The organism is Nonlabens sp. Ci31 (assembly GCF_012974865.1).
Taxonomy (GTDB): domain Bacteria; phylum Bacteroidota; class Bacteroidia; order Flavobacteriales; family Flavobacteriaceae; genus Nonlabens.
The window spans coordinates 1417910-1431047 of the sequence record NZ_CP043633.1 but is presented as its reverse complement, the minus strand read 5'-3'; the positions used below and the strand labels follow the sequence as shown (position 1 = coordinate 1431047).

Sequence of the window (13138 nt, the reverse complement as noted above, 5' to 3'; positions counted from 1 at the left end):
CGTTTAACAAGATCTCTTTGAATTATCGTAGCCTTTTTGAATATTCATACCATTTACTATTTGATTTTACGGGCATCAAATATGTGCTTTTTGGTGAATACGACCACCAATTTACATGTATATTGGTGAATAGAATACCTGTAAATGATAAAAAAGGCCTTCTTAAAGAAGGCCTTTTGATATTATAATTAAGTAAAACTAAGCCGTTACTTCACTCATAGCCCATTCATCTATCCAGCGAGAAAGTACTTTTACCCAATCCTCACGGTCGTTCAAACATGGAATCACGTGAAAGTCTTTACCTCCTACTTCGTGAAAGATTTCTTCTCCTTCCATAGCGATTTCTTCTAATGTCTCGAGACAGTCACTTACAAAAGCTGGTGTCGCAATAGCCATTTTCTTGGTACCGCCTAAGCCCATTTTTTCAATGGTGCGGTCGGTATAAGGTGTTAACCATGGATCAAAACCCAAACGGGACTGGAAACTGGTGGAAAAGGTCCCTTCTTCCATTCCTAGGTATTCTCCCACTAATCGGGTCACCTCTTTACATTGATGGCTGTAGCAAAACTCATGTGCAGGTGATGGAGTAGAGCAACACTTTCCATCCATCTTGCAATGTGATTTAGTTATATCGCTTTTTCTAATATGCCTTTTAGGAATACCGTGATATGAAAATAATAAATGCTCGTAGTCTTTACCTTCTAGAGATTCCCTTATAGATTCAGATAGTACTCGTATATAATCTGGATGATTATAAAAAGGTGGCATGTTTGTAAAAGACATGTGAGGGAATTTCTCCTGACGCAATTCTTCTGCAAGTACTTGAATAGTTTCTGTAGTGGCCATTGCATATTGCGGATACAAAGGAATCAACAATACTTCATCAACACCTTGGTCGTGTAACTCCTTTAATCCATCTTCAATAGGCATAGCGCCATAACGCATCGCAAGAGCAATAGGTACACTGGTAAAAGAATCGATTTTCTCTTGCAATCGTTCAGAAAGTACAATTAGCGGACTTCCTTCTTCCCACCAAATTTTACCATAAGCCTCGGCACTTTTCTTAGGTCTTGTATTCAAAACAATTCCTTTTACAAGAATGGCTCTTAATACATAAGGAAGATCAATTACACGCTCGTCCATTAAAAATTCACCCAGGTATTTCTTTACATCTTTTGGACTAGGACTATCTGGCGACCCCAGATTGACCATTAACACTCCTTTTTTCATATCTCATTTTCTACTTCTACAAAAGTCGGCATTACGGTGAAGTAATTACCAGATTAGACTTTTAAATGTTTGATGTGAAGATTGATATTATTGATATCTAACGATTAATAAGACCCGCCTTTCAAATAACCTTTTGCTCTTATCGCTTTATGAATAGCTTCAATATCTTCTGGAATAGTAGCTTGTAACAACCAGTTTACATCAAAACCATTATAGATCGCAGCATTCATTATGTTTTTATTTACTGAGAATAGTTGGCCTAATTTGATCAAGTCATCCTCAAACTCCATTCTTATATCTTCATGCATTTTGTTGATTACAATCAATATCTTAAATGCTTTTGCAATTATGTAAACGCACAACTTACCAGATCTACCTCGAGTTTCTTTAGCAATCTCTTGATTCCTGTTCTCTAGAGTTTCCACTAGAACCATTAAAGTTAAGCTTAGCTCGCCATATGTATCTTTAGTTATTCTAACATGTTCCGTAATAGCTCCACTTAGCTCCCTCAGGTCCATCATTATATAACCTGATTTAAAGACATAGGAAGTGTTTGCATGAATGCGCTGTCTCAAATAACCCTCTATATGCTCCCTCCTATCATCAACAGTTCTATTATCCACCAGCTCAAAATACAGTCTATTTGCTAAAACTAAATCCTTCTTTAAAAGCCTTAAGACTAACTTGTCCTTTTCTTTAGAAGGTATACGACTCAATGCCTCTTTAAATTCTTTATCAAAAGTCATTTAGAAATAGTTTTCATTTTTAAACTTACATTTTTTAGCAATACGAATAGGAAATTGGTTTTCAGAAATACACTTTAACGCACCTTCTCTTTCCCTAAGTAAGATATCGTCCGTTGCTTACTCATGCTTGATTCGTTACTATCGAATTACTAACATAACAACCAAACCAATTATTTTTCATTTCTAATTCCACCTGCTTTTATCGTCTACATCCCAGTCCTCATCTTCATCATCTTTCTTTTTCTGGTTGAAATTGAATTTACTCAGATCTTTATCTTTATAACGTGTCCATATAAATAAGGGCATGATTACAAAGAAGATAAACAAAGTAGAAAGACCGATGAGTTTATGACCATAAGCAGTATCACCTTGGTCTATAGTATAAAACCCTGCCCCTATTGCTACCATAGCAAATAGGAGTAACATTCCAAGAAATTTTAAAAAATTCATATGTTTACATTCATTAAATCCGCGTTTCGAGAGCCTCAATACTCGCTTATTTGGAAAAGACTGAGGTCTGAGGTGTCACACTGAGCTTATCAAAGTGCTCTCAAAGACCGATATTCAATATTCAAAACCTGATATCTCTGAAGTCATAAGTCTTAACTAACTACACCGTAACCTTCAAATTCAATTCCTTCAACTGCTCCTTATCAATAGCACTTGGTGCATCGATCATGACATCGCGGCCGCTATTGTTTTTAGGGAAAGCGATAAAATCTCTAATCGTTTCTTGACCGCCTAAAATAGCAACCAGTCTATCAAAACCAAAAGCGAGTCCCGCGTGTGGTGGCGCTCCATATTCAAAGGCATCCATCAAGAAACCAAATTGTGCTCTCGCTTCTTCTGGGGTAAATCCTAAATGGTCAAACATTAAAGCTTGTAAATCCTTATCAAATATTCTAACCGATCCACCTCCTATTTCATTCCCGTTCATCACCAAGTCATAAGCATTTGCACGCACGTTTCCTGGATCTGTAGCCAGCTTATCAATATCTTCTGGTTTAGGAGAAGTAAATGGATGGTGCATTGCGTGGTAGCGCGCTGTGTCTTCATCCCATTCTAAAAGCGGGAAATCTACTACCCATAAAGGAGCAAATTCGTTTGCATTACGCAATCCCAGTCGCTCTGCCATTTCCATACGCAACGCACTTAGTTGTGCACGCGTTTTGTGCGCAGGTCCAGACATCACACAGATCAAATCTCCAGGTTCTGCTCCAGTGGCTTCTGCCCATTTTACCAGGTCCTCTTGTGAGTAAAATTTATCTACGCTGGATTTGTAGCTGCCGTCCAGGTTGCATTTTGCATATACCATTCCCGTTGCCCCTACTTGTGGACGCCTTACCCAATCGATTAATTTATCAATTTCTTTACGCGTCATGCTCTCGCCTCCAGGTATTGCTAGTGCGACTACAAGCTCTGCCTCGTTAAAGATTTTGAATTCTCCCGCTTTCGCGAAAGCGGAAATATCAGCAAACTCCATCCCAAAACGAATGTCAGGTTTGTCATTACCGTATTTTTCCATTGCCTCGTTGTAGGTCATTCTTGGAAAATCGGCAAGATCTATGTTCTTCACTTTCTTCAATAAATGACGCGTCATTTCTTCAAAGATATTTAATACATCTTCTTGTTCCACAAAAGACATCTCACAGTCTATTTGTGTAAACTCCGGTTGACGGTCTGCACGTAAATCTTCATCTCTAAAACATTTTACAATCTGAAAGTATTTATCCATTCCGCCTACCATAAGCAATTGCTTAAAAGTCTGTGGTGATTGTGGTAAGGCATAAAACTGGCCTTCATTCATGCGCGATGGTACTACAAAGTCACGAGCACCTTCTGGGGTAGACTTGATCAATACAGGAGTTTCTACTTCGATAAAATCTTTACCTGCCAAGAAATTACGAACTTCCATGGCTACTTTAGAACGGAAAATCAAATTCTCCCGCACTGGATTACGACGTATGTCCAGGTAACGGTATTTCATACGCAACTCTTCTCCACCATCTGTCTTATCCTCAATAGTGAACGGAGGCGTTTTAGACACACTGAGGATTTCTAATTCTTTTACAAGGATTTCTATTTCTCCAGTTGGAATGTTTTTATTTTTAGATACCCGCTCGATCACGGTTCCCTTTACTTGGATCACAAACTCCCGACCAAGCTTTTGGGCTTTTTCAATAAGCGCCTTTTCGGTGCGCTCTTCGTCAAATAATAACTGAGATATGCCGTAACGGTCTCTCAAGTCTACCCAAACAATAGAACCTTTATCGCGGCTCTTTTGAACCCAACCGGCAAGTGTTACTTCTTTATTTATATCGCTAGCACGTAGGCTGCCACAATCGTGTGATCTATACATAATTAATACCTCTAATAAGCTTGCAAAAATAAAGGGAATTAACTCATAAACATCTAAGAAAAAGACAAAGATTTGAGTAAGATTAGACCCTAAACAGACTAAATACCCTGTTTTTATTTATTGTATATTGTTGTTTTTCAACTGTTTAATGGTTTAATGTAAAATTAATGTTACCTAAATGTTGTGTGAATGTGTTTTTAAAGTTAACTTTGAAACATACAAAAGCACAGAATGATGAAAAAATTTCTTTTAATATGCGCATTAGCAGTAGGAACATTTGCAATGGCACAAGAGGTAAAGCCTACTTTTGAAAAGATGGAAGATGGAGTGGTGAAAGCAACGTATTTCCATGACAATGGTACAGTAGCACAAACAGGTACATTTTTAAATAACAAAAGACACGGTGAGTGGATCAGTTATAATGCTGATGGTCAAAAAACTGCTAAGGCAGAGTATAAAAACAATAGAAAAGCAGGTAAATGGTTTTTCTGGACTAACGACCAACTTACTGAAGTAGATTATAGTGAAAATGCTATTGTAGCAGTTAACACTTGGATCAGCAAAGAACCAGTGGCAACAAACAGACCGTAGTTCACGATTCCTTATAATCTTGAAAATCCCTTTCTAAATTTTAGAAAGGGATTTTTTATTGACTTATTGTTGTTAATAGTCCATCATAATCAAGAGTAAAATCATTACCAACTATATCTACAATACCATTGTCAATGTTAAAAACATAAGTTCCATTTGGGTTTTTGGTTATGGTTAATGTTCCAGATTCAATATCTTCTTCATTATCTACCGTATCATTCTGAATGTCGTAGTTGATAGCAAAAAATATTTCTGCTTGACCTGTAGCTACTTGATTGTCAGTTATAGAATAAACTCCTTCAATTTCAAAAGAAGAATTATCTGAATATACAGTTATAAAAGTACCGTCTGCCGCTCCTATAAATCGATTCTGACTCCAAGAATATTCACCGCTTGACAATAAAATGTCTTTTCGATAAAAACCAGGACTATCAGCTTCTGTAGGAGTTACAAATCCTTGACTTAATTGAAACTGATCGTTATCGATTTTAAAATTTCCTGTAGAAATGATCGGTGTTGTTTGAGTATCGTCGTCTGACTCGCATGATATTAAAAATGTTAAAATTATCATAAACGTAGAAATTGATTTAATGGTCCTCATAGTTTTAAAGTGTTAATAAATTAAATTATAATTATGATATTACTCAAAGAAACAAGCAAGCAAGCAAATTTAGAAAGGTTTTTCTAGGAATTGCGGTAATCACATCTTTATTTTTCATCGAGGGATGTAGTGATCCTTTGATAGAGGAAACAGATGCAAACAATTCTCTAACAGAAGTTTCTAGTTTTGAAGAGCTGGAGTCTAAAATGACAGATAAGGAACTTTTAAAATTAAAATTTGCAAGGAAACTCGCAGTGGCAGTTTCTGAAAATCAAGAAATGCGATCCTTTTTAAAAAGGGAAGCCTTAGAAATGATCAACAATGATTATGATGTTTTTTATCCAGTCGTAAAGGATAAAAGTATTAAGGGTAGTGATCTAAAATCTTCTGCTGACCCATCAAGCTTTAGAAATGTATTACTACAGTATTTTGATAGTGAAAGTGAACTCATTGAAATCGAGCAACAACTTCCATTATTAACCATTTTTGTTCCTGCATTGCCAGAAAATTCATTTTCTGCACAAAACTGGAATACAGCAGATGTTACTCAAAACCCAGTAGTAGCGGTACGCTTATCTACTTCAAATGATGTACCTATGATTGACAATACCCATGATCACGAATATGTCCTAGAATCAGATTTAATCCCTGCATATCCTGTAATTGTAGTAAAGGATAATGAAAGGATCCAACTAAACAATGGAAATAGTATTAATTCTCAAAAATCTCTAACCCTTGTCATACAAATTCACTTATAGCTGCTAATCCAAGCTTTTCATATATCGATAATAACTTTGATCCCTGTGTGACTTATTCTGGTGGTGGTTCTACACCGCCAGTATCTTCTAATCCCTGCAACCCAGAAGATTTTATTCCTGGTCGTAACGCAACTGTCGCTCCATATTTAACTAACGCTTACAATGTTTTTGATGCAGTTGTAAGTAATCCTTGGCATAGAGATAATATTTATTATCAACTTACTCCTTCTCAAACAGAAGGGGCTTTTGTTGGTGGAAGATTTGCTGAAGCAGTAACCTATTTTCAACTAGCTGGTCATGCTCCCAGCCTTTTTAGTACTATGTCAGATCAAACTGCTGCAACAGGTGATAATGACCCAGTAAATGCAAATCACAATTGGGATCATGATCAAAGAAATAGAACACCGTGGACAGATGGCTTTTTTGAAATGGAAGTTATAGTAACTGATAATTCCAAAACTAGAAACTTAGTTTCTACTCCAAGGTTGTTTAGCGCTAGACCTGAACAGTTATTTGAATATGGGCAAGAAACTGTTGTACGACAAAGAGGAGCATGGCCTATAACATGGCAACGTACTTACTGGAGACCTATAATAACTGGGTTTAAAGGAATGGATTTAATGTCAAATGAATTAGGTTCTCAAAATGTACGTATAAACCCTTGGGATTTGCAAAATTACTCAAATAACTGGACGTATAAATTTAGTGAAATTGATAATACGGTTGAGGTTACAGATGTAACTACCGCTAGCAGAAAATACAATCAAAATTTTGAATATAACGCATCACTTGATGACGTGGTTAAAGTGGGATTAAAATACGGCGCAAGTCTTGAAGAATCAATAACTAATTCTAGATCTTACAAGTTTACAGAAGGAAGTGATCGTATAGGAGAATTTGACGTTGCTTTTTATGATAGAATGCTCAATCTTAACCTATGTGATGGTAAATTATATCCTAGATTATATTCCACTTCTCAATTACAAGTTGAAATACGACCTGTTCAAGTAGAATTTTAAACGTTATTTATGAAAACTATAATTAGATTATTTTGTCTTATATTCTTAACTGCAAGTTGTTCTAGTGATAATGAAACCATAGTAGATCACCCAAATTTGGGGGATTATGATCTTCATTCATTCACTTCTAACGTAGCAATGGATCTGGATTATGATGGTATTGAAAGCACTGATTTTAAAGCAGAATTAGATTGGCTATATTTTAATAACCGTTTATTAAACACTTCTTTACCAATGGTTATTAGAAACGCTCACCATCACAATTATGATGATATAGAGGTTTTAGTTGCTAATAATATGGGAATGCCTAGAGATGATTATCACCCTTTAAGTCCCCATATAAACGTAAGATTCAAAGGTGATGATCGTGTTAAACTGTTAGAAATTAAGGAAAATGAAGTGTTAAATATATTTTATCCAGATTCTAGTCCCGACCATGAAATAAATCTGCCAGATGTTAACTCATTTGTCCTTAATGATAATAATACAGTAACTGTGGAAATGTCTCAGCGTTTTTTTGATCTCTTGGAAGATGAATGGAAGCAGGTAGAACTTGTTGCAGTTTATAAAAAAATAGAAGATTCAAATGACTGAAGCGGTACTTTAAATTATTAGGATGCTGTCTAGTCCTAAATAAACGATACAGATTATTATAAGGATTAAATTTATGATTTAAAGCTTAACGATGCTAGCATCGTTAAGCTTTTTGATTTGTACTGTTTTCTTTTCAGTTTATTTTGCTTGTGCATTTCTCTTGATGTTAGCATGTGGTTAGATAAATGTGGTCTTAAATTATTATAGATTCCGATTGCATTTTTGATTGGTTTTTTCTTTAAATCAAGATTTTTAATATTTCGGGCAATGTGGAACTCTTGCTTTAGTATACCATTAATCCTTTCTGCAATAGCATTTTCATAAGGGTCATACTTTTCTGTCATACTAGCTTTTATGTTGTTGTTTCCTAGCAAGGCCTGGTAGTCATTTGAGCAGTATTGTAATCCTCTATCTGAATGATGGATTAAGGGTTCTTCTTCGCTATCCCTATTATTCAAGGCCATTTCCAAAGCTTGTAACGAGCCGTCAACAGCTAGACTTTCACAAACATTGTAACCCATTACTTTTTTAGAATACGCATCTGTAATCAGTGCTAGATAGGATGGATTTGTTCTTGTTCCTACATAGGTAATATCGCTTACCCATATTTGTTCTGGTCTGTTTATATCAAGGTTACTAACTATATTCTTATGTTTTCTAAATCTATGGTGTGAATCAGTGGTTACATGATAGCTTCTTTTAGGTTTTATAAGCAGATGATTGGCTTTAAGTATTCTAAAGAGCTTGTCCCTTCCCACCTTCAACATTGATAATTCCATTTTGAGCATATGATATAATTTTCTTGTACCCAGCTTGGGCATGATATTACGAACTCCACGCACCAAGGTTATGACTTGTTGTGTAATGGACTGTTTATCGGCTTTTGATTTCAGTGCTCTATAGTAGACTTGTCTGTTCAGCCCGAGTAAATCACAGGTAGAAACTAACGTTTCTTTGTGTTCTTCTTTATAGTCTTGGATAACTCGGGCGTGTAGTTTTTTCTTATCTGAATATCATATTCCTTCTCAGCCATATCAACCAACATATCGAAGGTGATGACTTTTTTATCGGCTCGCTCTGCCAGATGCTCTGCTCTCGCCTTTTGTTTCTCAAGAAGCTTGACCTTAGCCTCTAACTCAAGTATTTTTGTTCTGGAGTCTTTACCATAGTAATTGGTAATTGATTTTCCCAATCAAAGTTACCATATTTTCTGAGCCATTCTCTAATAGTAGATTTTGCTTGTATTCCATATTTAAGACAAGCTTCAGTTCTACTTAATTCACCAAGTTCCATTTCTTGAACCACTTGGAGTTTAAAAGAAACGGAGTAATCTTTTTGGGTACGCTTCACTTAACCCGCTTTTTCTGAGGCTTTCATTACACTAAGGTTTTAGTGTATCGCTATTTTAGGACGTGAGACTATAATTTTAAAAATCCCTTTCTAAAATTTAGAAAGGGATTTTTTTTACTTATGATGTTTTTACATGAATTAAATTATATCAGAATACACATCATAATTTCATTCCCTTTATCATTTTTATTATTTTCTTACTTCTTTTCTCCTCTAACGCTTTAAAGTTGTAACCATCAACTTTATTAAAACCATCAGGTTCTTTTTGTTTTATGGTAACTAGAAAAAGTGGTGCTAGTTGATAACAAAGAAGCTGCTTTAAAGGCTCAAAACAGTCTCTTTTAAAAAAGTAGAGTTCTGTTGTGATTTTATAATCTTTAGCGTTTCTGTGGTTCCTTTATGATTTAGTTTTATCAAGTAACAATAGTTAATATGTTTACCATAAAATCAAGCAATCCTTTTCTATTAGATTGCTCTAAGTAGTTGCTCCATCTATAAGTTAAAGAATCTTCCATGGAGTTCCTGTAATTATCCCAGAACCCTAAGAATTAAGTTCATACCAAATCAACTATTTCATGGCGCATAAATTAATGTTTTTCATACATCTGAATGTGATTGCCTTGAATAATCAAAGTCAATATTTATAGGTGTGGATTATCTTAGAGTTCCGCTTTCGCGAAAGCGAAATTGTATTTTAATCAGTACTACCTTTTTTAAATCTAGCAAAAAACACCTAGTCCAGTGGTATTAATATGGGTAGTTTCTTGAAAGCCACAGTTCAAAATCCTCTTGCGATTTTTTCATAAAACTTATCGTAAAAGGTTTATCATCATTACTTGCAGGGAACTGGCGGAACATTTCATTGAACATGTTACGTTGCTCAAAAGCTAATTTTGCATTTAAAATAGGCAACGGTGGATCAAAGGACGTGATCTGTTCTATATCTCGAGCCACATTCAGCATCGATTTTGTACAAATTTCTATTCCTTTTTCTACATTTCCTGATCTTACGTACAGTTTACCCATAGTGAAAGCAAATTGACGGTATTCAACCTTATCATTAGGCATGCGTTTCAAACATAAATCAATCGTCTCTATAGCCTGCTCTGGATTGCCCTCTTCCAGTTGTGCCTGTGCTAGAAAATAATACTGCTGTCTTAAAATAGAAGTTGCATATTCCACATTAATACTTTGTGATGCAATGTTTTCATTTTCAAAGTCTATAGCAGCCATGGACTCATGAACAACGCGTTTGGTATTTGCGATGTCCACAACCTTTGGGTTGGCATTTTTATCGACTCTGTATAAAGGCACTAATTCATTAACCATGCCCCTATGAATTAAATGGCTATTAAGATTAAGGGTGTGATTAGTTCTTCCATTATTCAAAAAACAAATAGAGCGATCATTTATATTGTTTTGAATAATGTCTAACAGTATTAAGTCATTAAGTCCATAAAAGCCTTTAGGGTATGACCAGATAATTTCACTTTTATAAGCTGCATGGAATTTATGAGATGCGTATTGCTTAGCTAGTCTACTAGTATCTATATTTATTCTAAAAGTAGTTCCCGGAACATAATTGCGACGTCTATCGTTCCACAATAAGCGACTCTCTTTATTTTGAATAAATTTAGACAAAACAGTAACGTCGACAGGCTGATCGGTATCTACTTTTAAGGGATAAAGCTTTTCCTTGCCATCCGTATAAGTAGAATGCGATATAGAAATTTTAAGCGCATTAGATGTTAGAAATTTTTTCTTCAATTTATCAATGTGAGTATCTACATTAAGAACATCATAATTAATAACACGCACGTCACTGCGGTAATCCATAACTTGCTGTAAATAATAGAGTGGAAAAGTCATGTTATCGCCATTAGTAATTAAAATGGCATTTTGTGGACAAGAATCAAGGCTGGATTTTGCAAAATTTAAGGCAAAACTATCATTAGTCCTGTCATGATGCTCAAATCCTTTAAAGAGCATTTGTAAAGGCGCGGCTATGAAAAGTACTACAGTTAATAAATATACGGTTATTTGAGATAACTTAAAGCGTAGTAAATAAGCAACACCAATTACAGAACAGCCTATCCACAACGCATAAATTATAAAACTACCTATAAGTATATAATCACGCTCTCTTATTAGAATGCTGCCAGGAATCGGATTTAAATAAATAGTAATTCCCAGCCCGAATACTAAGAATAAAAATATGGTGTAAATTAAATAACTGCGATGACGGCTTAAAAAGATCAATCCTATGATTCCTAATAGTAAAGGCAATCCATATAAATGATATTGTCCCAAATCGTCAGAAACGTTAACGTCACCGGTAACATGCTTATCTATAAAACTAAAGCCACTCTGCCAGTTTCCATGACGCACATCTCCCAATCCATGATTTGTATTTTGCCGACCCACAAAATTCCATAGTACATACCTGAGATTAAGCCAGTAAACCTGATAATTCACAAAAAAACTAAGGTTCTCACTAAATTTAGGTTTGAATATTGTTTTATTAACGCCTAAGACAGGATAAGAAATAGGATCTCCTTGTATGTAAGTCCATGATTTATATCTGGTAGAATCTGCAGCATTAAAAAGTCTTGGAAAAACACCCATAAATTCATCTGCATAATTTATCTCGCCATTAAACCCATCATCAGTTATTACATAATTAGAGGTTTGTGGGTCTAGTGCATAAGTGGGCTCACTGTTCTGAAAGGGTTGCACACGATCTAATTGAGCGTTATAAACAGGTCCATTTACTAATGGTATTTTATCAATTCCAAATTGTGTTGCCTTAAAATAGTCATGCCATCGCAACGGATTATCAGCACTAGCAGCGACCATAAAAGCCGCATTAGATCTCGCCATTACTGTTAAGTAAGAACTAGCACCTAAAACAAAGAAAAATAAACCGAGAACTATATGATTTAAGTACATCTTACTCCTTTTGTAGCTGTAATATAAAAAGCCAGCCACTGCGATTAAGAAAAGAAAAATAACCAACCATACGCCACTATTCACAGGTAATTCCATGGTGTTTACTAGATAGATATCTAAATAACTCATAAGGGCAAATCCACCTTGGAGAATAACAAAATAAAGCGTGATAAATACTGCTAATCCAACCATTAGGGCGATGATGTAATTTTTTATGCTTTCGCGAAAGCAGGATTTAACCACCAGTACTGCCGTCGGAATCACAATAGCGATAGTAATAACGTGAACTCCTACTGCACAGCCCAGTAGAAAGAAATAGAGCAAGACTAATTTAGAACGTGTTATCCATGAGGTAGATGTGTACCAAATAAGCGATGTGTAAATGATCGCTAGTATTAAAAAGAAAGAAAGTGTGTACACCTCAACCTCAGTAGATGCCGTCCAAAAAGTGTCTGAGAATGCAAGTGTAAGACCTCCTAAAAGTCCTCCTACAATGGGTAAGAATTTATGTGATTTGTGAGCTTTAAATTTGGTAAGTACTTGACTAACTATTTGTATAATCGTAGCGTAAAGTATCACACAGCTTCCTGCTCCAAAAATAGCAGATATTAAAGCACTTACTAGAGCTGCCTGATCATTATTAAAAAACAGCATCACTGCACTTGCAACAATTGTGTACAATGGAGCTCCTGCCGCATGTGTGGGCTGGAACGTCGCATTACTGGTTGCAAACTCTGCACCGTCCCAAAAACCTACATAAGTCGTGCAAGTAAAGGCGTACACCATAAAAACTGTAATAAACAAAAGAACCCCTATAATAAATGAGGGGTTTTTAAACTTATGCTTTACAGGCAAATAATCAATTAACTTATTTAGCAATATCCGAGAATAAGAAGTTTATTTATGAGTTAAAATCAGCAGGTTAATTCTTTAGAAAGTAA

Annotated in this window: 12 protein-coding genes; 4 read left to right on the top strand and 8 right to left on the bottom strand. The window is 35.4% G+C overall.

Translation table 11 applies throughout. The features are described from left to right. Nucleotides 1–198: 198 nt before the first annotated feature. The 4 genes from hemH to aspS all read right to left on the bottom strand — a co-directional run bounded on the left by hemH (nucleotide 199) and on the right by aspS (nucleotide 4335). Entirely contained in the window at nucleotides 199–1230 is a 1032-nt protein-coding gene (gene hemH, locus F0365_RS06400) for a ferrochelatase (RefSeq protein WP_169932939.1), read from the bottom strand. A gap of 104 nt (nucleotides 1231–1334) precedes the next feature. After that, nucleotides 1335–1976, bottom strand: coding sequence for a hypothetical protein (locus F0365_RS06395; protein WP_169932938.1), 642 nt, complete (start codon nucleotides 1974–1976; stop codon nucleotides 1335–1337). 183 nt (nucleotides 1977–2159) lie between these two features. Continuing rightward, nucleotides 2160–2426 (bottom strand): hypothetical protein, encoded by a 267-nt coding sequence (locus F0365_RS06390; protein WP_206071310.1) that lies wholly within the window; start codon nucleotides 2424–2426, stop codon nucleotides 2160–2162. A gap of 160 nt (nucleotides 2427–2586) precedes the next feature. Continuing rightward, nucleotides 2587–4335, bottom strand: coding sequence for an aspartate--tRNA ligase (aspS, locus tag F0365_RS06385; protein ID WP_169932936.1), 1749 nt, complete (start codon nucleotides 4333–4335; stop codon nucleotides 2587–2589). Nucleotides 4336–4566: 231 nt separating this feature from the next. On the opposite strand from aspS, the gene F0365_RS06380 reads away from it, so the two are divergent. Then, on the top strand, nucleotides 4567–4926 hold the full coding sequence (locus F0365_RS06380) for a toxin-antitoxin system YwqK family antitoxin (protein ID WP_206071309.1): 360 nt from the start codon (nucleotides 4567–4569) through the stop codon (nucleotides 4924–4926). Between the two features lie 55 nt (nucleotides 4927–4981). Here the strand turns inward: F0365_RS06380 and F0365_RS06375 are convergent, their stop codons facing one another. Then, nucleotides 4982–5497, bottom strand: coding sequence for a hypothetical protein (locus F0365_RS06375; protein ID WP_169932935.1), 516 nt, complete (start codon nucleotides 5495–5497; stop codon nucleotides 4982–4984). A 167-nt stretch (nucleotides 5498–5664) separates the two neighbouring features. On the opposite strand from F0365_RS06375, the gene F0365_RS06370 reads away from it, so the two are divergent. From F0365_RS06370 to F0365_RS06360, 3 genes are read left to right on the top strand one after another with little or no spacing between them, the layout of a single operon-like run. Continuing rightward, entirely contained in the window at nucleotides 5665–6285 is a 621-nt protein-coding gene (locus F0365_RS06370) for a hypothetical protein (protein ID WP_169932934.1), read from the top strand. A 47-nt stretch (nucleotides 6286–6332) separates the two neighbouring features. Beyond that, entirely contained in the window at nucleotides 6333–7304 is a 972-nt protein-coding gene (locus tag F0365_RS06365) for a hypothetical protein (RefSeq protein ID WP_169932933.1), read from the top strand. Nucleotides 7305–7313: 9 nt separating this feature from the next. After that, complete coding sequence (locus tag F0365_RS06360) at nucleotides 7314–7898, top strand: hypothetical protein (RefSeq protein ID WP_169932932.1); 585 nt, start codon at nucleotides 7314–7316, stop codon at nucleotides 7896–7898. A gap of 71 nt (nucleotides 7899–7969) precedes the next feature. Here F0365_RS06360 and F0365_RS06355 read toward each other — a convergent pair whose 3' ends face one another. The 3 genes from F0365_RS06355 to F0365_RS06350 form a co-directional block, all read right to left on the bottom strand. Next, on the bottom strand, nucleotides 7970–8878 hold the full coding sequence (locus F0365_RS06355) for an IS3 family transposase (protein WP_206071331.1): 909 nt from the start codon (nucleotides 8876–8878) through the stop codon (nucleotides 7970–7972). A gap of 151 nt (nucleotides 8879–9029) precedes the next feature. Continuing rightward, nucleotides 9030–9248, bottom strand: a complete 219-nt coding sequence (locus tag F0365_RS16440; protein ID WP_206071308.1) for a helix-turn-helix domain-containing protein — start codon at nucleotides 9246–9248, stop codon at nucleotides 9030–9032. Between the two features lie 747 nt (nucleotides 9249–9995). Further along, nucleotides 9996–13076 carry a DUF2723 domain-containing protein gene (locus F0365_RS06350; protein ID WP_169932931.1) on the bottom strand — a complete coding sequence of 1027 codons (3081 nt, stop codon included), beginning with the start codon at nucleotides 13074–13076 and terminating at the stop codon, nucleotides 9996–9998. Between the last annotated feature and the right edge of the window lie 62 nt (nucleotides 13077–13138).